Here is a 23661-nt window from a genome sequence, read left to right as displayed (position 1 = left end):
ACGACTCGATTACTCAGATAATATTGTTATTACTTATTATTTGCTCATATTCCTTAGGATAAAAGCGACGAGTTACTGTTAAATGGGAACGCAATCGCCCTTTAATGACATTTTTTCCGAGATTGGTAAATAATGGGTTTAATGGATCGCTATCCGGCCCTAACGCTTGTTGTGCTAAATAATGGGGTAAATTTAATAATGGGACTTCTTCCGCAAAAATATTTGGTGTAATAAAATAAGCAATGGAATAGCGGGAATGACTATTTTTACGCCTAACAACTTGATGAACATTCGCACGTAAATAGCCATTAGTGGCTAATTCAAATACTTCTCCAATATTTACCACAAATGCATTTTCCAAAGGTTCAACATCTATCCAACCAGCATCAGTTTCAACTTGTAGCCCCCCACTATTATCCTGCCATAATAAGGTTAAAATTCCCGCATCTTTGTGCGCTCCAACCCCTTGCTCCCCTTCATTATTATCTTCCCTTGCCGGATAATGAATAAGTTTTAATAAATGTTGGGCAGGGTCGGCAATAATTTCATCAAAGCTATTTTCAGGCAATTCTAATGCAACTAAAAATGCTTTAATTAATTTTACCGCAATGGTTCGCATTTCACGTTGCCACGCAAGTGCTTGGGGTTTAAGTTCAGGTAAGGATTGTGGCCATTGGTTTGGCCCATGTAAATTAAACCAGATAGGGTCATCTTGATTAAGTTGTAATGCCGGTAACTCTTCGCCAATATCAATCTGTTCACGGTAATCTGGCTGGCTACGAGTGCTCTCTTCAGTGGATGCCGTGTACCCTCGAAAATGCTTTGAGTATTCCATCGAGATACTTTCTTTTTCGCTTTGAGGTAAGGCAAAAAATTGCTTGGTTGTCGCTAATAATTGCTCTCGGGTGCCAACGGAAATATTATGCCCAACGAGATAAAAAAAGCCAATTTCCCTGGCAATAAAGCGCAATTTTTTATAGAAACTCTCTCGTGTTTCAGGGTTTTCAAGCTCATGTAAATCAATAATAGGTAATTGTGTGATAGACATATTAATCGGCCTTTTTAAATATTTATTTAAATAATGAATAAAATTCACGATATATTTATCACTCGATTAAATACCACATCTGATATTACTAAAAATAATTTAAAACTATATCGATATAACTTTTTGAATATTTTAGCCTCATATAACTAAAAAGAAAAAATGTGGAAAAAATATTATTTATAAAGCGTTATTTTTATTTGGTTAGATACTGATAACAAAACCAATTAGAGATCATCAAATGAAAAAACTACCTGCAGTGTTATTGTCTTTGTCGTTAACGGCCTTGGTGGCATGTTCCCAAGAAGAAAGCACTAACGAAACAACAGAGTCACAAAAAGCAGCATCACAAAAAATTGTTATTGGTAGCCACGGTAGTGATGCAGATATATGGCAATTTATTGCTCAATCACCGGAAGCTAAAAAAGCCAACCTCGATATTGATGTCAAAATTATTGATGATGGAATAACACTTAATGTCGCCACTATTGACGGAGATGTTGATGTTAATGCATTTCAATCTTGGGGCTTTTTAAAAGATTTTAATAAAAGTCATAATAACCAATTAACCGCAATTTCAACCACCTATTTTGAGCCAATGGGCATATATTCGGTAAAGCATAAAAAATTGGCTGATTTACCTCAGCAATCTATCGTTGCCATTCCTAACGATGCCGCCAACCATATACGTGCACTTAAATTACTTGAAAAGTCAGGGTTAATTGCATTAAAACCTGATTTCAACCAAGCCACAGGGTCTACTAATGATATTGTCTCGAACCCTAAGAACTTAGTGTTTAGGCAAATAAAATATGCTCATGGCCCAAGGGCATTACCTGATGTTGATATCGCAGTCATCGGTAATACAGCTGCACAAGAAGGTGGGTTAAATGTTTTAACTGACTCGTTATTTAGGGAAGAAAATGATGAGACTATTATCAATAATATCAATTTATTAGTCGTTAAAACAGATAACAAGGATAACCCCAAATTTGCCAAATTAGCAGAACTGTACCACACTGAAGCGGTAAGAAAGTACATCATTGATAATTTTGGCGGAACTAAAATCGAAATAACCAAAAATGTTAGTGAACTCAATTAAGTAAAACTAGTTATCATTCTTGCCTAGCAGGGTTACGCCTCTAGCTAGGCTCTTTCATTTCCCATATTCCTCCCCCTTTTATACTCAATTATTTTCTATGCATATTATTCATTAGTGTTTATTAATGTGGTTTTTTGCTATGAATCATCGCTAAAAATAAAAATAACCTATTGATTTTAAATCAATTAAATCCAACCCTTAACTTGGCGCAAAAATTTGAACCTTATCGTTAAATTTTTTTTCTATGATTTTTTATTCCCCACGTTATAGTAATAACCATTGAAACACACTACGGCTTCTAAGATTTATTCAATAACATGCCGTGCGCTAATGAAAAGCTAGGAGACTAAAATGTCTAACGCATTTATCGAAATGATTAAAAATCGTCGTACCATTTATAACCTCGGCGATGCTTTACCTGTATCAGAAGAACACGTCACGAAATTAATTAAAGAAGCAGTTAAACATTCACCATCATCATTTAACTCACAAACATCTCGTGTCGTAATTTTATTTGGTGCTGAACACAAAAAATTATGGAATATGACCAAAGAAGCACTACGTAAAATTGTTCCTGAGCAAGCCTTCGCTGCAACAGAACAAAAAATTGATAGCTTTGCTGCAGGTGCCGGTTCTATTCTGTTTTTTGAAGACCAAGACATCGTAAAAGGCTTACAAGAGCAATTTCCTTTATATGCGGATAACTTCCCAATTTGGTCTGAACAAGCCAGTGGTATCGCTCAATTCGCAGTCTGGACTGCATTATCACAAGAAAATATTGGTGCATCTTTACAACACTATAATCCACTGATTGATAATGACGTTCAAGCAGCATGGAATGTGCCTGCTAACTGGATATTACGCGCTCAAATGGTATTTGGTTCTATTAATTCACCAGCAGGTGATAAAGACTTTATGGACGATGATGTTCGTTTCAAAGTTTTCAAATAAGCTGAAATAATACTAAAATTTTAAATAATCCCCTCGTAATATACTTACGGGGGGATTTTATTTATATCATATTATTAAAGTGCATAGCTTAATGTCATCACTTATGATTTCCACCATTTAAAATATAATAATAACTTATTCTAAATTAATCTGCGCTATCGACAAAACATATTTATTAAAAATACTTTATCGAAATAAATATAAATATTTACAATTACACTGTTATTATTACACTTTCATTACCACTTGCTCATTAATTGATCAGAAGAAATTAAACAAATAGATAAATTGATACTTATCAACGAATTAATCAATCACCCCACTAAACTCTAAGTATATTTTCATTTTTAGTTTTGCATTATGGATATTTGAACTACACTAAAAGTGAAAGCACAAAAACACGCTTCATCGTGTAACGTGTTATTAAGGGGGTGGACTATGAAAGGTTTATCTTTACTAACATCTGTTGTTGCTATAATCATTTCAAGTTGTTCTTTCACCTATGCAGGCAATAATTCATCAGGAGGTACAATTTCATTTACAGGTTATATCTATGAGCCACAATGTTCAGTCAATGTTGAACATAAAGAGCAAGTTAATGTTAAGTGTTACCGGAAAGGTAAAGACATCTCAATAACCCGTTCTTTAAAAGAGGGTCAAAAGATAGAGTCTGAATATGTTAAAGTAGAATATGATAAATATTCTAAATTACCTATGTTGAATGTTTTTTATGAATAGTAATATGATGTCTACATTAAATTATAACCGCTCGGGGTATTAAACTTTAAAAGTGATGTTTATATTCCGAGCACTATTTTCCCTTATTATCCTCACTTCACGTTTTTTCCTCTAAAAAAATAGCCTCCCAAACCTATCAGTTAGCCATTAAAAAGCCCACCCGTAGGTAGGCTCGAATAATACAAATACGTTAAAATTACTTCTCAGTTAAGTCTATTTGATAAATAGCGAAACCAATATCATCAGTACCGATTTGTTTCATCGGATACTGTGCATTTTCTTTGATAAAGTTTGCAGCCTTTTCACTTGGTGCTGTTTCAAAGCGAACATCCAGTTTTTTGTCTGTTTTAATTGGTGTGAATGACCAATTATTAGCCGCTTTAGTCGCAATTTGTCCTTTATCTTTAGACTCTTTAGCAATATAAGCCGCTAAAATAGAACGGTTTTCATCCGGAGATGCAAATGCAACATTATTATCACCTGTTCCCGCAAATTTACCGCCGTAGCCACGGTAGTTATTCGTTGCCACTAAGAAGGTGGCTTTTGGATCAATCGGCTTACCTTGATAGGTGACATTTTTGATTCGGTTAGCATCTTTGTTGACAGTTTGGCAATCAACATCGTATTTCGCTGGTTGAGTCAAGTCGATTTGATAATTTACACCACTAATTGTATCAAAGTTATAAGTTCTGAAACCATTCCAATTCAATAAGCTTTGTGGTGCTGTTGATTGTGGGTTGATTTGATTGAACATTCCCGCTGAACATTCTAACCATTCGACGACATCCGCACCAGTCGCTTTAACCACAACCAATGTATTTGGATATAAATACAAGTCAGCAGCATTACGGAAGGTTAAATCACCTTTTTCGACTTCAATGAATTCAGTCGGTGAATTTTTACGACCGCCTGCCTTAAATGGTGCTGCGGCTGCAAGAACCGGTAAATCAGCCAGATCAGGGTCACCTTGAATAAAGTTTTTGGTGTAATCGATTTGGGCGTCATTCACGATTTGTACAGTTGGGTCGCTTTGAACCAATGCTAAATAGCTGTACATGTTTTCGGATGCTTTACCGATATGTTTCCCAACAAATTTACGAGTATCTTGGTGTTCTTGCTCAATAATTTTTGCGAGGTCGCCATCGCGTTCAACCAAGGCTTTCTTATTTGGTTTGTCATAGACAGGGCGTGCGTGAGCGGTTGCATCAACTACTTTCCAAGCACCATCATCATTATTGACCACTAAATCAACAACACCTAAATGATCACCCCACTGCCCTGGCATGACGGCTGGCACGCCATTAACAGTCCCTTTCGCAACATCAACACCCTTGATATCACTGAAATCTTTGCTTGGGAACACACCGTGTGAGTGGCCAAACATAATCGCGTCAATACCCGGAACTTCGCTGAGGTAATAAACTGAGTTTTCAGCCATTGCTTTATATGGCTCTTGCGAGAAACCAGAGTGAGGGATCGCAACAACTAAATCTGCTCCCTCTTTTTTCATTTGAGGTACAAATTTTTTCGCGGTTTCAGTAATGTCATTAACTAATACTTTGCCTTCTAAATTTGGTTTATCCCAAATGAGAATTTGTGGTGGAACAAAACCAATATAACCAATCTTGATGGTGTGTGTTTTGCCGTCTCTATCTTTAACCGGTGTATCGACAATAATGTATGGGTTAAAGTAGTTTTTACCTGTTTTCGCGTCGATAATATTGGCATTAATGTATGGGAATTTTGCGCCATCAATCGCTTTGTGTAAGAACTCTAATCCAAAGTTAAACTCATGGTTACCGAAGTTACCTACGGTGTAACCCATAGTATTTAAAAGTTTATGTGCCGGGTGAGATTCACCGTCTTTTAAACCTTCACCTACTATATAGTCTGCTAATGGGCTACCTTGGATTAAATCTCCGTTGTCCACTAATACTGAGTTTGTTGCTTCTTGTTTAGCGGCTTTAATTAATGTCGCGGTACGTACGTAACCAAATTGCTCTGTCGGCTTGTCTCTATAATAATCAAAGTCAACGAGGTTGCTGTGAACATCCGATGTTTCCATTACGCGTAAATCAACCGTTGCTGCGTTCGCATTAAATGCGACTAACATAGCAAGTGTTGAAAGTTTTAATACTTTATTCATGTAATCCCCTTAGTTGCCATTTTTGAGAGAAAATTGCCTCTCAAATTTGAGTACCTATCCTGTAAAGTTGAACAAATAAACAACAAAAATAGCGTTAAAATTTTACACTATGTGCATGACGTCAATTTTTAATGATAATACACTGCAAACACTAACCATTTTTTGTGACTAAATCACGGTTTTCATCTTTTTATTGGGCTTGATTTTTATATAGCTCACAAAAATGAATTAATGATGACAAATTCACCCAAAATAATTGAAGTTATCTTGTCGAGGTATTGTGAATATTTTTTGAAGTAAAAAAAGAATTGTGATTTATATCACTTAATACAAAGTAAACTTATTTTGATTAAAAAACCACAATTCGTTACATAAATAAAATAATCAATCTTATTTATCAAATTTGATTTAATAAATATATTTATTAAATCATCTTCAATTAATTAAAATTTAATTTAAGTAAAAAAAAGATGATTATTTAAGCATTAAAATATCAATATTATTTTCTAACTTATGTGTACCATAACTAGGCGAAAATAAGATAATTTGTCGTTTTCTCCTCAAAGTAAACTACATTTTTTTTAAATAATTCAAGTTGTGGCAAGGCGGAAAAATGAGGTCATCTCAAGGAGCATACATAAGTATGTGACTAGAGTGACTGAATGAAGCCAACGCAGCCACAGCTTGAAGTATGACGAAAAGATAGGAGCATACATTAGTATGTGACCCGAGTAGCCAAGCGCCGCCAACAACGCTACAGCGCAAATTAGGACGAAAACAACCAAGCGGCTCCGCGCACCCCACTCGAATCGCCATGCACCGCTTTACGAATAGGCGTATCACACTCCCCACCAAATACCCATTGGCAGATCCTTGCTGGCAACGCTTCATATAAGTAATCGACATTGCTCATTCCGCCCCCTAGCACTATCACGTCTGGGTCTAACATATTAATGGCTTGTCCGAGGGCTTTTGCGAGGCGGTTGAGGTAATTTTCCAGTGCGATCTTGGCATATTTATCACCTGATTGTGCTAATTCGACAATTTCCATTCCCGTTTTTTGGCTTCCTGACATTTTCGCGTAATCCGCCATAAACCCTGTGCCTGAGACAAACAATTCCGTGCAACCTGTCAGCCCGCAATAGCAGTTTTCTGTTACTAGAAATTGCCTATCTTGCTCATCTTGCCATGGTAGAGGGTTATGACCCCATTCCCCTGCAACGCCATTTCCCCCTGAGTGCACTTGCCCATTTATTGCAATTCCTGCACCACATCCAGTTCCGATAATTACGGCAAACACGACTTTCTCGCCTGCTCCTGCACCATCAACGGCCTCAGAGACGGCGAGACAATTAGCGTCATTTGCCATTTTTACTTTACGGTTTAATAAATAACTTAAATCGGCATCGAACGGTCTGCCATTAAGCCATGTGGAATTAGCGTTTTTAACTCTTCCTGTCACTGGAGACAAGGTTCCAGGGATCCCAACACCAACACTGCCTGACAACCCCGTCGCCGTTTCTGCATCCGCCACTAAACTCGCGATCGCTTTAAGTGTCGCATCATAATCACCACGAGGTGTTGGAATACGTTTACGAAACAAAGTATTACCACTGTCATCCAATGCAATAACTTCAATTTTGGTTCCACCAAGGTCAATACCTATTCTCATTATGATGCTCTCTACTATTCAAGGGTTCTATGGTTATCATGGCTTGATTTGAGGAGTATTATCAATAGTTAGCTAATGAAATGATAGCAGCCCTCAACGTCAACGTATTTTTTTTCGCTTAATAACAGACAATTCGCTATCATAGCCCCATGCTCTAACTGGCTATTTATCAACAAAGGTAGGTTTTTCATGTGGTTCAAGAATATATTGGTCTATCGCCTAAATCGGGATTTGGCACTCTCCGCAGATGATTTAGAGAAACAGCTTGCCGCCCTCGCCTATCATCCTTGTGGTAGCCAAGACATGATGCAAACTGGCTGGGTTTCCCCTATGAATGGTGGTGATGCATTGACGCATGCCGCGGGTAATCAAATTCTTATTTGCGCTAAAAAAGAAGAAAAAATGTTGCCATCTCCTGTAATAAAACAAGAATTACAGGATAAAATTGAAAAACTAGAAGCTGAACAAGGGCGTAAGTTAAAAAAAACCGAGAAAGACTCCTTAAAAGATGAAGTCGTCCATGCTTTACTCCCTCGCGCATTTAGTAAATTTAGTAAAACCTACATTTGGATTGATACTGTAAATCAATTAATTATTGTTGATGCCGCAAGCGCAAAACGCGCTGAAGATAATTTAGCCTTACTCCGCAAAAGCTTAGGTTCTTTACCTGTCGTTCCTCTGACTTTTAAAGACCCTATAGAGCTAACACTTACTGAGTGGATCCGTTCAGGCTCATTACCACAAGGCTTTGCTGTCATGGATGAAGCAGAGCTAAAAGCTATCTTAGAAGAAGGTGGTATTATCCGCTGTAAGAAACAAGACCTAATTTCTGATGAAATCGCAAACCACATTGAAGCTGGCAAGCTCGTTACCAAACTGGCCTTAGATTGGGAAGAGCGTATCCAGTTCATGTTATCTGACGATGGTTCACTAAAACGCCTCAAATTTAGCGATACATTAAAAGACCAAAATGATGACATCGCCAAAGAAGACTACGCTCAAAAATTTGATGCTGATTACGTCTTAATGACCGGTGAACTCAGTGCATTAATCGCTCGCTTGATTGATGTCTTAGGTGGTGAAGCCGAACACTAAATTTGTTTCCATATCCTCTATTGCTCTCACAATGGCAACTAACACTTAAGTAAGTTGCCATCACTTTTTAGATCCCGCTTACATAGCCACAATTAAGTCATTGACTGGTTGTGAAATCTCTGGTTGATTGATTTATATCCATATCGCAAATTTCTGATATTTAATTATGTTCAACAACAACAATAATAAAAATAATCCATCACTGATGATTATGGTCAATATTCTGTCGAAGGAAATGTTATGAAAGAGCTCATCGAACCTGAATTAGATGAAAATTCACTGGTTACCCTACAAAAAGTCACTGCAGAAAATTTTTCTGAAATTTGCTTACTAAGTCATACACTTAGTGAGGCACAGCGTAATATGGTAGCAGATAACGCCTATTCCATGGTGGAAGCACAATTTTCTGATTGTGCATGGTATCGAGGCATATACGCTGATGATGTCCCTGTTGGTTTTATCATGCTGCATTCAGGGCTAGATGACGATGAGTTAGAATATGACGGCATTATGCTTTGGCGCTTTATGATTGCAGAACCCTACCAAAAACTGGGGTTTGGCCGAGAAGCTTTAGTTCAAGTCATCCAGTATTTAAAGAGAAAAGGTTATCCTCGCCTTTATAATAGCTGTGGTGAAGGGGAAGAAAGCCCATTTGAGTTCTACAAAAAGCTTGGTTTTGTTCCAACAGGCGCTTATATGGATGACGAATGTGAGTTGGTTCTAGATATTACTAATTGGCAAGAACAAGAAGAGTAATCGAACTACCACCTATACTAACCGTGTTCAATTTCCCGATTTACCGACCGCTTTAATATTTACAGGGTATCACTAAGATACCCTATATAATTTGGGTTGTAACTAGGCGACAAGCGAACCGAGCCTTAGGAGCATGCAGTGTGATTAGGGAATAGGCGTAAGCCTATAAGTGCAGTCAACAACGCTACAGCACGAAGCATGACCAATACCAATACGCTAAATAGTTTGTGCTGTCGCAAGGCAGCAAATGCGTTAGACCCTAGGAGCATACACAAGTATGTGACTAGGGCTAACGCATGAAGCCAACGCCGCGACAGTGCAAAATATGACGCGTATTCGTTATTTTTGGATAAGATAACGAATAGTCGGCCCATCTTGCTGAATATCCAACACAGTATAACCGTAGTTTTTCGCATCCAGAGGAATATTATTGATCGACTGCGGGCAATCACTTACTACCTCTAATATTTCACCTTTTTTCAACGATGGCATTGCTTCTAATGTTGCCACTGCTGGGTATGGACAAGGTTCGCCGACCATATCTAACCGGTAATCAGGGATAATGTCTTTCTTACTCATACAACCTCCACGGATACATTAGATGCTTTTTGAGAACGTTTACGGAAAAAATGTTTTTCCCAGACCAACATCAGTACAAATGCGACCGCTAATAACCCATAAGTGACCAGTAATCCACCTTCTGGTCCAAAGGTTTCAAGTAAATTAACTTTGTCAAAATCAGTCGCTAGCCAAGGGCCTAAGTCATCCCAGTAGTAAGCCAGTACTGTAGCACCAATAATATTACCAAAACCTACCCACCAATAATGAACCTGGCCTTCTACCGCACGGTACATCCAGCCCGTTTCACAGCCACCAGCGAGTACAATACCGAAGCCAAACAGTAATCCACCAATGACGGCATTCGGCCCAGCCCATAAAATTTTTGGCGTTGCACCTAACTGCACATAGCTGAAAATACCAATCGCACTGACCGCCATACCAATAATGATAGCTTTCGCCATATGGGTGCGTCCGGTGATCCACAGATCACGAAATGCAGAGGTAAAACAAATTTGTGCTCTTTCAATCAGTAACCCGAAGCCAATACCACATAAAATGGCAAACCCCATTACTGGGGAGTCTAATAAGGTATAAAAGCCCCAAGCCAGTGCTAAAGTGAAAATCACCATTCCCAGTTTAAAGCGCCTTTTCGCCACATTATGATTTTGTGTTAACGGCGATGCGGTGCTGACTTTTTTCAGTTTCACAGGAATGCGAAACATTGGCATTAGTGTGAATTTCGCACCAAAGTATGACCCTGCCGCAGTAGCAACAGCAAAATACCATGCGTGTAATGAAAATTGAGGGATACCAGTAAAGAATGCAGCTAAATTACACCCCATCGCCAAACGAGCACCAAATCCAGCGATAATACCGCCTAAAATAGCTTGAAAAATACGTATCCGATGCTGAGGCATTCGTAATTTAATATTATTGGCCCATAATGCAGCGGCAAAACACCCGGCAAACATACCAATGATCATCACGCCATCAATACGATCCAGAGGTGTACCCTCAAAACCAATAACTTTAAAATAGCCCCATGTCTCTGGCTCTGCACCAAATAATTGCATGATGTGCCCGCCCCAACGCGTAAACTCACCCGTGACCGCCCAGAATGTGCCGGTCAAGCCAAAGTAATAGGTTGATAAGATACCTGCGGCAATAACTGCAGGTAATGGTTTCCAAAAACCGATGAGATAGCGAGATTTAAAATCAGACCAAGTCATTGTTACTTCCAATTCATTCACGCCAGACCTTGGCAGAGAAATTCGCCGTTGTATAATTATCGTTATAAGTATTTATATCGATCCCCACAGCGAAGTGGCAACATCATACTCCGATAAATTTTTTCGTGAAGTTATTTCATCATAAAACGAGAGACAGATTGATCTTGAGCACACTCAGATTTAAAGAAATAGATGAGAATAAAAAAAAAGCGCTATCTCAATGATAACGCTGGAAGTGTAGTCTTATTTTATCTATAGAAGAGTATAATATGAAATTGCCGTATTACGGCGACGCTTGCTATGCGTAGTCTGTAGTCAGCCCATTTGACTCCAGTAATAACACTTATCTCACAGTATAAATACGTTCACTTAGCTGACCTACTTGTTAAGTAATCATAACTATTTTTAATACAAAGGCCTAAACGTTCACTAACTTTGTATTATTTCCAAATTAGCATTGGCCTTATTGATTCCCTAGCATAAGTAAATTATAAAAATAGATAACTCAGTATAATAAAGTATTTAAAAGTGTTTCTAAATGTTATTGGTTGCATTATAGCGCAACACTTTTGTTGCGCAAGTGTTTTTTTATTTTCATGATAAGCTACAAAAACCATGCAACAAAGCAATTAAAATCAAATAGATACATTGAAAAAACCGAAATCAGGCAAAATATTTAACCTATAGTTAAGATATTACAAACAATTTACATTTTTTATAGAAAACAATTTACTTAAAATTTAAAAGTAAATTTAATATTAATTAATATATATCACATAGCTTTACAAATATATTTTCTGGAATAATAAAACATTCTGAACATTAATAAAACTTACATATTTTTCAATTATAAATATTAATGGTATTTACGTAATTAAAATTTATTAACCTACGAATTAAATATAAAAACAATCAGGCTCATGATAAATAATAACTTTTCTGATGAATCCTTCCCTTACAAAATAACCACCAATCTGATAAGGAATTAGGTCAAATAGATTAAAAATGATCCCCACATAAATCCTTACTTATAATATGGTTTATTTTTCGTTAAGTTTCACATCGCTATTGCATTACTTTTGATAAAATAATCAGCATTAATATGCTATTTAACTCGCATTTAAAAATTAAAAAACCAAGAAAATGAATCAATGTAACTAATAGATAAATAGTAAAAAAGGTAAAATCAATAGACATTACTGTGATAATAAAGAAAAAACAAACAATGATTCATTATAAAAATTAATAAGATGTTTCATTGCTTATAGAAAATACAAGCAAAAATATCCTAAATAGAGTGAAACAATGAGTGCAATAGCCACCCCAGCCTATCAAATTACGAATAGAAAGCGTCAAATAAGAATAAAATTCTTAAAAAGAAATCTAATTAGCAAAATAAATGTGATGAGATAGACAAAAATAGTGCCAAAGGTAAATTAGATCGCCACAGGCTTACCTTAAGGCATAGTTAGATAATAAAAAAACGCGTTTTACCCTTAACGATAAAACGCGTTTATACGATGTAATTCGCTTATTTTGAAGTTGTTGCTTCCATACCCACTAAACCAATCTTCAAGTACCCAGATTGACGCAATGCATTCATTACATCCATCATAGTTTCATAATCAACACTCTTGTCCGCTTGGAAAAAGATTGTCGTTTCCTTATTAGAACTTGTTGCTTGGTCAAGTGTAGAAGCAAGCTGTTCTTTTGTCACAGCTTGGTCCCCAATAAAAAGCTGGCTGTCCGATTTCACCGTTAAAAAAACGGGTTTTTCTGGACGCGGCTGCGGCTTCGCTGTCGAGGCGGGTAAGTCGACTTTAATATCAACTGTTGCCAATGGTGCCGCAACCATAAAGATAATCAATAAAACCAACATAACATCGATAAAAGGTGTTACATTAATTTCATGCATTTCACCGCTATCGTCTTGTTCGTCACCTAAACGCATTGCCATAATAATTACCTTGCTTTGCTATTTGCCAGATCAAGATCACGCCCCAGTAACAATGCGGACTGAGCAGCGACATCTCCTACTTGACCACGATAGTTGTTGATCATACGAGCAAAAATATTATAAATCACAACCGCAGGGATAGCGGCAATAAGACCGATTGCTGTTGCTAATAATGCTTCTGCAATACCTGGCGCAACAACAGCAAGGTTAGTGGTTTGTGAGTGGGCAATCCCGATAAAGCTATTCATGATCCCCCAGACAGTTCCAAATAAACCGACGAATGGAGAAATCGCACCAATAGTAGCCAAATAACCATTGCCACGCCCCATATAACGGCTAATAGCAGCAACAGCCCTTTCTAGGCGGAATGATGTGCGCTCTTTTGTACCTGATAAATCAGAGCTATTCGCTGATAAAGCTCGCTCAGTAACAGCTTCATTTAATAACATACGAGTAATGCTATTTGCTTTGAAGCCTTCTGCAATACTGACCGCCTCATCAAGTGATTTTACCTCAGCAATCGCTTTCGCTTCTGCTTTTAAGCGACGGCGAGCAACTAAAATCTCCAAACCTTTTGAGAAAAATAGCGCCCATGTAATAACAGAAGCAATCACCAAACCAATCATAACGGTTTTAACCACGTTATCTGCATTTTGGTACATTCCCCAAACAGATAAGTCTTGATCAAAACCTCCTGTTGGTGCTTCTGTTGCAATTTCAATGTTTTCATTAACAACTGTTGTGTTCACAGCTTCGCCTTGTACAGGCTCAGCGGGTACTGATGCAACTTCAGCACTTGGTGTTGTTGTTGGTGCAGCCGGGTTTACTGCCGGTTGTGTTGATGGTGTATTTTGAGACGCAGCTGGTGTTGTTGCAGGTGTGGTTTCAGCGACTGCCGTACCCATCAAGCCGAACGCCAATAGAATAGAAGCTGTTAGTTTACGCATCAGTTGGCCTTTACTCTCTTTTTAGTGTTGTATAATAAAATTCATATCGATGATTGTGCCATTCATCGACTAACCTTTAAAAGCGAAATTTGACTCGCGCTGTCCGTCTCTTTTCAAAAAGACGGTGCTGATGATATCAAACACAGCGCGAATTGATAGTAATTATCATTAGTATTCGCGATTTTTTTATATTTTTTTGCGTTTAGACAAACATGTCCTTCTCTATTATGCGGTTATTTTCCTTAATAATTCATAGCTCAATTAAGTGTTCATACGCAACCTGAGAAAATGAGACTTACCTATGAATTGAAAGTTGAAGAATACTCAGGTTACATTTCTATCAGGATCATTTAACGTCTTAGTATAAATCACCTTTGAGTTTAACTAGTTCACATCCTGTGTAGGGAAAAATCATGGCAGACATAAAACCTGAAACACAATTAGTTCATATTGGGCGAAACCCTAAATACACACAAAAAGGAGTAAACCCCGTTATTCAACGAGCTTCTTCTATTATTTTTGATACGCTTGAAGAAAAACGACATGCAACTCGCCATCGTGCAAATAACGTACTATTTTATGGACGCCGTGGTACGCAAACACATTTTGCTTTCCAAGAAGCCATGACAGAATTAGAAGCAGGTGCAGGTTGTGTCCTTTACCCTTCAGGTGCTGCCGCAATTACCAATGCCATTTTGTCCTTTATCTCTGCAGGCGAACATATCCTTGTTACCGGTTCAGCTTATGACCCAACCCAAAATTTTTGCGACAATATTCTCACTAAGTTAAATGTCCAAACCACGTATTTTGATCCCTTAATCGGAACGGGGATTGCTGATTTAATACAATCCAATACACGTATTGTATTCTTAGAATCCCCCGGCTCTATCACTATGGAAGTCCATGACTTACCTGCAATCGTAAAAGCTATACGTGCTAAATCGCCTGAAATTGTCATTATGATTGATAACACTTGGGCTGCGGGCGTCTTACTTAAACCATTATTATTTGATGTTGACGTTTCAATCCAATCAGCAACTAAATATATCAATGGCCATTCCGACGGAATGCTCGGCCTTGCTGTGGCAAACCAACGCTGTATTGAAACATTACGTGAAAATTCTTATCTCTTAGGTCAAACAGCTGACCCAGACACTGTTTATATGGCTAATCGTGGCCTGCATACATTACCGACTCGATTAAAACAGCACCAAATTAATAGCTTACAAGTTGCTAATTGGTTACAGCAACGTCCTGAAGTTGAACAGGTTTTTCACCCGGCACTTGAGAATTCTCCGGGTCATGAATTCTTTATTCGTGATTTTACAGGCTCTAATGGTCTGTTCTCTTTCCAACTAAAATCACGCTTAACCACGGAGCAATTTACCGCTTTTCTTGATAATTTTAATCATTTTAAAATGGGTTATTCATGGGGAGGTTTTGAATCGCTGATTTTGGGATACCAAAAAGAAGATTTGCTCAGTATGCGGCAGTATGATTTTTCACCAAAAGAAGGCACCTTCTTCCGAGTGCATATCGGTTTAGAGCACACCGATGATTTAATTCACGACTTACAATTAGCTTTTGAGCGAATTTAATTTGTAGCTTAAATCAAGATGTTAATTGCAGGATAATCATTAAATATTTCCTGCAATTTATCCACTCAATGATTAATTCATCAAACAAATCAAACTTGAACCCTTTTTTTCCTGTAATATAGATGATAAAGAAATTCGCTTTTACGCAGATACAGGAATGATTATGGAAGTCCTACGCGAAATCGTACTGGCACTTTGGCACCACGATTTCCTTAAACTCTCCAACCCTGAAGTGCTTTGGGTTATTTATACCGTACTTTTTGTTGTCATTGTTTTAGAAAATGGCGTTCTTCCCGCCGCTTTCCTACCCGGTGATACCTTGTTGATCCTTTCAGGTGCATTAATTGCCAAAGGGGTCTTACACTTTATTCCCACAATACTATTGCTAACAACAGCAGCCAGTTTAGGTTGCTGGTTAGGTTTTCTACAAGGCCGATGGTTAAGTGAAACCAAGGTTGTGAAACGCTGGTTAGCGCAAATTCCTGAGGAATATCACACCAAAGCAAATAATATGTTTAATAAGCAAGGATTATACGCCCTACTTATCGGCCGCTTCCTTGCATTTGTCAGAACAATATTACCTTTGCTCGCTGGGTTATCTGAATTAAGTCACCGCCGTTTCCAATTTTTTAACTGGCTAAGTGGCTTGTTATGGGTTGGCTTGATTGTCACCTTGGGGTATGCCTTAAACCAAATTCCTTTTGTGAAAGAACATGAGCAAATTGTTATTAGTGCGCTAATGATTATCCCTGTCATCCTACTAATTAGTGGGCTAATTGGTTCAATTGTAATGTATTGGAAACACCGAAAGGCACTCTCTGGTAGCAAAGAAAAATCATAGTATGACCGAGTAATGGCCGCTAATTAGCGGCCATTTGGTTTTATTGATCCATCAAACTTATTGATCCATCAAACTAATAGCAGAAAATAAGTACTGGCCAATTTCTGCTGTCATCCATGTTCCTTGCGAAGTCTTGGGTTCCTCACGATAAATTACCCGAATTCTCTCTTGTAGCTCAGGATCTCCCCCCGTAAACTGGTTGAACATCGCTAACCATGTTTTCGCTAATTGTTGTACTTCGGGTGAGTCTGGGGATTTATGTGCTTTTAATGCATTATATAAACCTGCGATTAATTCGGGCCACGCCTCACCTGAGGAAAAATAATGCTGCTGAACAAAAGCAAATTGCTCCGCAGTTAAATGAGGTTTAAACAGTGATAATTGGTACTCACTAAAACCCTCTGCTACATATTGGATCATTGCAACAGAAATACCTGATGAATAGGCTAACGTGTTATCCGATAAATGAATTCGATTCAATCGTGCAAAGAAATCCGGGTTGCCTCCAGTATCTCTTTCTAATGCCGTCATCCATTCATGTGCAATTTGTTGCACCTCGATAGATTGAGGTGTTACACCTTGTTCCATCAACTTATTTACCGTTGCTACGCGTTGTTGCCACTCTTGGTTTTTCAGCGTGTGCGCCGTATAGAGTGGCAATTGTTCCAATTCTTGAGGGGTAAAATATTTATCAAACATCGACATCATCTCCAATACAGAAAACCAATCAGCCTGAGTTAAACTATTACCTGTTTGCATTTGCTTGTGTAATTGCTCTAATCGATAACGTAATGTCGCCATTTGCTCCATTTGTTCCGTTAATAATGCAATTCGTTCTTGCAGCAAACTCGTCATATCTCCACTCTGGCCATCCAGTAATTCACCGATGTTTTTCAGTTTGACTCCAACCTGCCGTAGCAATTGAATTTGCGTTAAACGCTCTATGCATTGCATGTTGTAAAGCCGATAACCCGCATCGGTTCTTGCAGTTGGTACCAATAAGCCAATTTCTTCATAATGATGCAGTGTACGGATGGTTAATCCTGTTTTTTCCGCAATCTCACCAACTTGAAATAGCATAGGTTCCTCCTGTAATTGCGACCAAGGTTAGTGCCTCACGTTACGTGAGAGTCAATCTCAATTTTGCATTTTTTATTGGAATTATATTTTACCCACAATATCACCAGACAATTATTTTCTCGCTAGCGATAGTTTAAAAGTAGCCATAAAAAAGCCCCAGTAAATTGAATACTGAGGCTTACATAGGTGACTTATTAAATAATTACTTAATTAATGCATGCATTTCTTGTACAGAGATTACTGTATCTGTTGGATCTGCACTGAGCGACATCGTGGTGGCAAAACCGCCATTCAACGTCGTGTCATAGTGAACTTTGTAGCGCAATGCACTGCGACGAATTAATTTTGAGTCTTCAATAGCTTGACGGCCTGCGGTGGTATTCACAATGTAATCATATTCACCATTCTTAATTCTATCTTGAATGTGTGGACGACCTTCATGAACTTTGTTAACGAGGCGCGGATTAATCCCAGCCTCTCCTAACACAATCGCCGTACCGTGAGTAGCATCTAACTCAAAGCCGTGTTTTAACAGCTTAGCGGCTAAATCAACCACACGTGTTTTATCCCCTTCACGAACGGATAACAGTGCACGGCCTGATTTTTTCATCGTCGAGCTACTGCCTAACATCGCTTTAGCAAATGCTTCTGCAAATGTCCGGCCGACACCCATTACTTCACCTGTTGAGCGCATTTCAGGCCCAAGAATTGGGTCAACCCCAGGGAATTTATTAAATGGCAATACGACCTCTTTTACAGAGTAGTATGGTGGAATAACTTCTTCCGTTACTCCTTGCTGTGCCAAGGTTTGCCCTACCATCACTCGCGCTGCAACTTTCGCTAATGGTACACCTGTTGCTTTAGAGACAAAAGGCACAGTTCTTGCGGCACGTGGATTGACTTCAATTAAATAAACTTCGTTATTTTTGACGGCAAACTGCACATTCATCAAGCCACGTACACGTAATTCGAAGGCAAGATTGCGGACTTGTTCGCGCATCACATCTTGAATTTCTTGGCTAAGTGTATATGCAGGTAGTGAACATGCAGAGTCACCAGAGTGCACGCCAGCTTGCTCAATGTGCTCCATGATACCGCCAATCAGCACCATCTCACCGTCACAGATCGCATCTACGTCAACTTCAACTGCGTCGTCTAAGAAGCGATCAAGTAGCACTGGCGCATCGTTAGAAACGCTCACCGCCGTTTGGAAATAGCGACGCAAATCGATTTCATCATATACGATTTCCATTGCACGGCCACCTAACACATAGGATGGGCGAACAACCAGTGGATAACCAATAACAGCTGCTTTTTCAACTGCTTGCTCAATAGCAGTGACAGTTGCATTCTGTGGCTGCTTTAAGTTCAAGCGATTAACGGCCTGCTGGAAACGTTCACGGTCTTCTGCGCGGTCAATGGCATCTGGGCTCGTACCAATAACAGGAACACCCGCAGCTTCCAACGCTCTAGCTAATTTTAATGGTGTTTGACCACCATACTGCACAATCACACCTTTTGGCTGCTCGATGCGTACAATTTCCAGCACATCTTCAAGAGTGACAGGTTCGAAATAGAGACGGTCTGACGTGTCGTAATCGGTTGAAACAGTTTCTGGGTTACAATTCACCATAATGGTTTCATAGCCGTCTTCACGTAACGCTAGAGATGCATGTACACAGCAATAGTCAAATTCAATCCCTTGCCCAATTCGGTTTGGCCCACCGCCTAATACCATCACCTTCGGTTTAGCATTATTTGGGTTTGACTCACACTCATCTTCGTATGTGGAATACATATAAGCCGTGTCTGTTGCAAACTCTGCCGCACAGGTATCAACACGTTTATAAACGGGATGTAAATCATAGCCTTGACGTAGTTTGCGTAGTTCTGCTTCAGAAACACCGACTAAACTTGCCAGACGTGCATCTGCAAATCCTTTACGCTTAAGTACACGTAAGAAGTCCTTAGTTAGGCCATTGATGCCTAATTCAGCCACTTCTTCTTCTAAACGCACCAATTCTTCGATTTGCACTAAGAACCAGCGGTCAATATTGGTTAAATTGAAAACACCATCAACAGAAAGACCGGCACGGAACGCATCCGCGATAAACCAGATACGTTCTCCACCTGCATCTTTTAACTCACGACGGATGCGAGTTAGTGCTTCAGGGTCTTCTTGGGCCACTTTCGGGTCGAAGCCTGTTGCGCCTACTTCTAAACCACGTAATGCTTTTTGCATTGATTCTTGGAATGTGCGACCAATAGCCATTACTTCGCCGACAGATTTCATTTGCGTTGTTAGTCGGTCATTCGTGCCCGCAAATTTTTCAAAGTTAAAACGTGGAATTTTTGTCACAACATAGTCAATGGAAGGCTCAAATGATGCCGGAGTACGGCCACCAGTGATGTCATTCATTAACTCATCAAGGGTATAACCCACTGCTAATTTTGCCGCAATTTTTGCAATTGGAAAGCCCGTCGCTTTAGAAGCAAGCGCTGATGAACGCGAAACCCGTGGGTTCATTTCAATAACAATTAAGCGCCCATCTTTAGGGTTTACCGCAAATTGAACGTTAGAGCCGCCCGTTTCAACGCCGATTTCACGCAATACTGCCATCGATGCATCACGCATGATTTGGTATTCTTTATCGGTCAATGTCTGAGCCGGAGCTACGGTGATAGAATCCCCCGTGTGGATCCCCATGGCATCGAAGTTTTCAATGGAACAAACGATAATACAGTTGTCTTTTTTATCGCGGACAACTTCCATTTCGTATTCTTTCCAGCCAATTAACGATTCATCAATCAATAATTCGTTAGTAGGGGACAAATCTAAACCGCGAGTACAGATTTCTTCAAACTCTTCACGGTTATAGGCAATACCGCCACCGGTGCCTCCCATCGTAAATGATGGGCGAATAATACAGGGAAAGCCGACCGCATCTGCAACGGCATATGCCTCTTCCATATTATGTGCAATACCTGAGCGTGCTGTACCCAAGCCGATTTTTTTCATTGCTTTATCAAAACGTTGGCGATCTTCTGCTTTATCTATTGCATCTGCCGTTGCCCCAATCATAGTGACACCGAACTCAGCTAAAACGCCTTTACGCTCTAATTCAAGCGCACAGTTCAGTGCGGTTTGGCCACCCATGGTTGGTAATACTGCATCTGGGCGCTCTTTTTCGATGATTTTACGCACAACTTCCCAGTGAATCGGCTCGATGTAAGTTGCATCTGCCATTTCTGGGTCAGTCATTATTGTCGCAGGGTTCGAGTTAACTAAGATTACGCGGTAGCCTTCTTCACGCAGTGCTTTACATGCTTGAGCACCTGAGTAGTCAAATTCACATGCTTGGCCAATCACAATCGGGCCGGCACCTAAAATCAGAATGCTTTTTATATCAGTACGTTTTGCCATTTCTTTTGCTCCCGATTATTGTGCGTTTTGACGAGGTGTGTTCTGACGGTATTCATTAATTAATTCAATGAAATGGTCGAATAAATTTGCCGCATCATGTGGCCCTGAACTTGCTTCTGGGTGGCCTTGAAAACTGAATGCTGGTTTATCCGTACGGTGAATACCTTGCAATGTTCCATCAAACAGCGACTTGTGAGTCACTCGCAGTGTGTCGGGAAGTGTCGATTCATCAACAGCAAAACCATGGTTTTGCGCCGTGATCATCACCACATCTTTATCTAAATCTTTAACTGGATGGTTAGCACCATGATGGCCAAACTTCATTTTCATGGTATTAGCGCCACTCGCCAGGGCAAGTAACTGGTGCCCTAAACAGATACCAAATACTGGAATTTCTGTGGTTAAAAATGTTTCAATGGCCTTGATGGCGTAATCGCATGGGGCTGGGTCACCAGGGCCATTCGATAAGAAAATACCATCGGGGTTCATCGCTAATACAGTTTCTGCGGGTGTTGTTGCTGGTACCACCGTTAAACGGCAGCCACGGTCAACTAACATACGTAAAATATTGCGCTTCGCACCGAAGTCATAAGCGACAACATGTAAAGGGAGTTCATCCGCAGTTTTTGCGCCTTGCTGGCCATTTTCCAGCGTCCATGAACCTTGGGACCAGTTATAAATCTCTTTAGTGCAGACTTCTTTTGCTAAATCCAACCCATTCAAACCTGAAAAACTACGCGCTTTTTCCAATGCCAGTGCAACATCTGGGTTATCACCCGCAATGATACAACCGTTTTGAGCGCCTTTTTCTCTCAGTAAACGTGTCAATTTACGTGTATCGATATCTGCAATCGCCACCACATTATGGCGTTTTAGATATTCAGATAACCCTTCTTGCCCGCGGAAGTTACTGTATACCAATGGTAAGTCACGAATGATTAAGCCTTGAGCATGAACATTTGGAGATTCTTCGTCATCAGCATTAGTGCCGACATTACCAATATGGGGATAAGTGAGAGTAACAATTTGGCGGGAATAGGAAGGGTCTGTAATTATTTCTTGATATCCGGTCATCGACGTGTTGAAAACGACTTCTCCAACAGCAGCGCCTTCTGCACCGATAGCACGCCCGTGGAATTGGGTTCCGTCTTCCAGAACCAATATAGCTGACTTAATCAAAACACCCTCCGGAGAATAATAAATCACGTTTTTTGCATATTAATTCAGATTTTGCGATCTAAATCAATGCCAAAATGAGTTTTTAAGCAAATTTTTGGCAAATTGCGCGCATTCTAATGATGAGATAGGGTCTTGTCTAGAAAAAAATGCATTTTTTTCACTTTTATCTTACTTTTTTACTCAACTACCTCACTTTTAGTTGGATGAGTAGTATAAATCATAGTAAAAATGAATTAGTAAACGGTTGCAAAGTAAGATAACTAGTTTATTGATAATAACTCAGCTAAAAGAAGGAGGGAAGGATAATTAACGAGCAAAACCGAAGATAAAAACAATGAAAAGATAAGGTTATGTTGATTTGAATGCAAATAATTCAAATCAACATAAAATAAATACTTATTAATCACAATTAACTGATATATAAACAAAAAAATAAATAATAAATACTATAAATCATCAAGATTTAACACATCTTTCATATTATATAACCCACTATTTCTAGCACAAACCCAACCTGATGCCTTAATTGCACCATTTGCAAAGGTCATGCGGCTAGAGGCTTTGTGAGTAATTTCAACTCGTTCCCCGATATCTGCAAACATGGCGGTATGTTCACCCACAATATCCCCAGCTCGGATAGTTGCAAAACCAATGGTTCCAGGTTCTCGCTCTCCTGTGTAGCCTTCACGGGTGTATACGGCACACTCTTTTAAATTTTTACCCAGCGCGCTAGCAATAGATTCCCCCATGGCTAAAGCAGTACCTGATGGCGCATCCACTTTATGGCGGTGATGAGCTTCAACAATTTCAATATCCGTGTAATTTCCCATTACTTTTGCTGCTTTTTCCAGTAATTTCAGTACGACATTGACGCCAACACTGAAATTTGCTGCAAAGACAATAGGAATAGATTTCGCAGCTTCGGCAATGGCTTGCTTCCCTTGCTCATCAAACCCTGTCGTACCAATGACCATGGCTTTTTGGTTGGCTTTACAAAATGCTAAGTAATGCAATGTGCCTTCTGGACGCGTAAAATCAATAACCACATCAAAATCATTAACAACCTGGTCAAGTGAATCAACAATGGAAATACCTAACTTACCGATACCTGCGAGTTCACCTGCATCGGTTCCGATAAGTGATGATCCTTCACGCTCAATCGCTGCCCCCAATTGAATTCCATCTTGTTGTTGTGCGGCTTGGATTAGCTGGCGTCCCATACGTCCACCTGCACCAACTATTGCGACACGTACCACTGAATTTGCCATGGTTTATCCTTTTTTAATTAATGCAAATATATAAATTTGAACTGTTGTTTAGGATAAAAAGGCTATTTTTAC

At 39.2% G+C, this 23661-nt stretch carries 18 protein-coding genes; 7 read left to right on the top strand and 11 right to left on the bottom strand.

What is annotated here, in order from left to right:
• Positions 1-13: 13 nt before the first annotated feature.
• A complete protein-coding gene (locus tag PR725_RS11950) occupies positions 14-1048 on the bottom strand; it encodes an isopenicillin N synthase family dioxygenase (protein ID WP_109911871.1) in 1035 nt (344 codons plus the stop codon).
• Between the two features lie 238 nt (positions 1049-1286).
• Here PR725_RS11950 and PR725_RS11945 point away from each other — a divergent pair, with 238 nt between their 5' ends.
• The 3 genes from PR725_RS11945 (at position 1287) to PR725_RS11935 (ending at position 3836) form a co-directional block, all read left to right on the top strand.
• Positions 1287-2147, top strand: coding sequence for a MetQ/NlpA family ABC transporter substrate-binding protein (locus tag PR725_RS11945; RefSeq protein WP_004914646.1), 861 nt, complete (start codon positions 1287-1289; stop codon positions 2145-2147).
• A 351-nt stretch (positions 2148-2498) separates the two neighbouring features.
• The gene (locus PR725_RS11940) at positions 2499-3098 is read left to right on the top strand and encodes a nitroreductase family protein (RefSeq protein ID WP_004914649.1); all 600 of its coding nucleotides are present in this window, start codon (positions 2499-2501) and stop codon (positions 3096-3098) included.
• Between the two features lie 438 nt (positions 3099-3536).
• Positions 3537-3836, top strand: a complete 300-nt coding sequence (locus tag PR725_RS11935; RefSeq protein WP_004914650.1) for a hypothetical protein — start codon at positions 3537-3539, stop codon at positions 3834-3836.
• A 196-nt stretch (positions 3837-4032) separates the two neighbouring features.
• Here PR725_RS11935 and PR725_RS11930 read toward each other — a convergent pair whose 3' ends face one another.
• Both PR725_RS11930 and mak read right to left on the bottom strand, forming a co-directional pair.
• Positions 4033-5982 (bottom strand): bifunctional 2',3'-cyclic-nucleotide 2'-phosphodiesterase/3'-nucleotidase, encoded by a 1950-nt coding sequence (locus PR725_RS11930; protein WP_109911869.1) that lies wholly within the window; start codon positions 5980-5982, stop codon positions 4033-4035.
• 766 nt (positions 5983-6748) lie between these two features.
• Positions 6749-7654, bottom strand: a complete 906-nt coding sequence (mak, locus tag PR725_RS11925; protein ID WP_109911867.1) for a fructokinase — start codon at positions 7652-7654, stop codon at positions 6749-6751.
• 189 nt (positions 7655-7843) lie between these two features.
• On the opposite strand from mak, the gene rdgC reads away from it, so the two are divergent.
• Together rdgC and PR725_RS11915 are read left to right on the top strand one after the other, a co-directional pair.
• On the top strand, positions 7844-8749 hold the full coding sequence (rdgC, locus tag PR725_RS11920) for a recombination-associated protein RdgC (RefSeq protein ID WP_004914657.1): 906 nt from the start codon (positions 7844-7846) through the stop codon (positions 8747-8749).
• Positions 8750-8989: 240 nt separating this feature from the next.
• Entirely contained in the window at positions 8990-9505 is a 516-nt protein-coding gene (locus PR725_RS11915; protein ID WP_004914659.1) for a GNAT family N-acetyltransferase, read from the top strand.
• A gap of 339 nt (positions 9506-9844) precedes the next feature.
• On the opposite strand, the gene yedF is transcribed toward PR725_RS11915, so the two are convergent.
• The 4 genes from yedF to exbB form a co-directional block, all read right to left on the bottom strand.
• Positions 9845-10084 carry a sulfurtransferase-like selenium metabolism protein YedF gene (gene yedF, locus PR725_RS11910; protein ID WP_004914660.1) on the bottom strand — a complete coding sequence of 80 codons (240 nt, stop codon included), beginning with the start codon at positions 10082-10084 and terminating at the stop codon, positions 9845-9847.
• Positions 10081-11295: a selenium metabolism membrane protein YedE/FdhT gene (gene yedE, locus PR725_RS11905; protein ID WP_109911866.1), complete on the bottom strand. Its 1215-nt coding sequence runs from the start codon at positions 11293-11295 to the stop codon at positions 10081-10083. Before yedE ends, yedF begins: the two co-directional genes overlap by 4 nt.
• Before the next feature lie 1531 nt (positions 11296-12826).
• Positions 12827-13252, bottom strand: coding sequence for a TonB system transport protein ExbD (gene exbD / locus PR725_RS11900; protein WP_004905603.1), 426 nt, complete (start codon positions 13250-13252; stop codon positions 12827-12829).
• Positions 13253-13257: 5 nt separating this feature from the next.
• The gene (gene exbB / locus PR725_RS11895) at positions 13258-14199 is read right to left on the bottom strand and encodes a tonB-system energizer ExbB (protein ID WP_004914664.1); all 942 of its coding nucleotides are present in this window, start codon (positions 14197-14199) and stop codon (positions 13258-13260) included.
• Between the two features lie 413 nt (positions 14200-14612).
• Here exbB and metC point away from each other — a divergent pair, with 413 nt between their 5' ends.
• Together metC and PR725_RS11885 are read left to right on the top strand one after the other, a co-directional pair.
• Positions 14613-15797, top strand: a complete 1185-nt coding sequence (gene metC / locus PR725_RS11890; RefSeq protein ID WP_110731399.1) for a cystathionine beta-lyase — start codon at positions 14613-14615, stop codon at positions 15795-15797.
• 163 nt (positions 15798-15960) lie between these two features.
• Positions 15961-16638 (top strand): DedA family protein, encoded by a 678-nt coding sequence (locus tag PR725_RS11885; RefSeq protein WP_004914669.1) that lies wholly within the window; start codon positions 15961-15963, stop codon positions 16636-16638.
• 57 nt (positions 16639-16695) lie between these two features.
• On the opposite strand, the gene PR725_RS11880 is transcribed toward PR725_RS11885, so the two are convergent.
• The 4 genes from PR725_RS11880 to dapB all read right to left on the bottom strand — a co-directional run bounded on the left by PR725_RS11880 (position 16696) and on the right by dapB (position 23589).
• Positions 16696-17718, bottom strand: coding sequence for a MerR family transcriptional regulator (locus PR725_RS11880; protein WP_109911864.1), 1023 nt, complete (start codon positions 17716-17718; stop codon positions 16696-16698).
• Positions 17719-17920: 202 nt separating this feature from the next.
• The gene (gene carB / locus PR725_RS11875; protein ID WP_109911863.1) at positions 17921-21142 is read right to left on the bottom strand and encodes a carbamoyl-phosphate synthase large subunit; all 3222 of its coding nucleotides are present in this window, start codon (positions 21140-21142) and stop codon (positions 17921-17923) included.
• Positions 21143-21157: 15 nt separating this feature from the next.
• Entirely contained in the window at positions 21158-22321 is a 1164-nt protein-coding gene (gene carA / locus PR725_RS11870; RefSeq protein ID WP_164528422.1) for a glutamine-hydrolyzing carbamoyl-phosphate synthase small subunit, read from the bottom strand.
• A 446-nt stretch (positions 22322-22767) separates the two neighbouring features.
• On the bottom strand, positions 22768-23589 hold the full coding sequence (dapB, locus tag PR725_RS11865; protein ID WP_109911861.1) for a 4-hydroxy-tetrahydrodipicolinate reductase: 822 nt from the start codon (positions 23587-23589) through the stop codon (positions 22768-22770).
• Between the last annotated feature and the right edge of the window lie 72 nt (positions 23590-23661).

This window comes from Providencia sp. PROV255 (assembly GCF_028478065.1).
In the GTDB taxonomy this organism is placed as follows: Bacteria; Pseudomonadota; Gammaproteobacteria; order Enterobacterales; family Enterobacteriaceae; genus Providencia; species Providencia rettgeri.
This window is presented reverse-complemented; position numbering and strand designations above follow the sequence as displayed.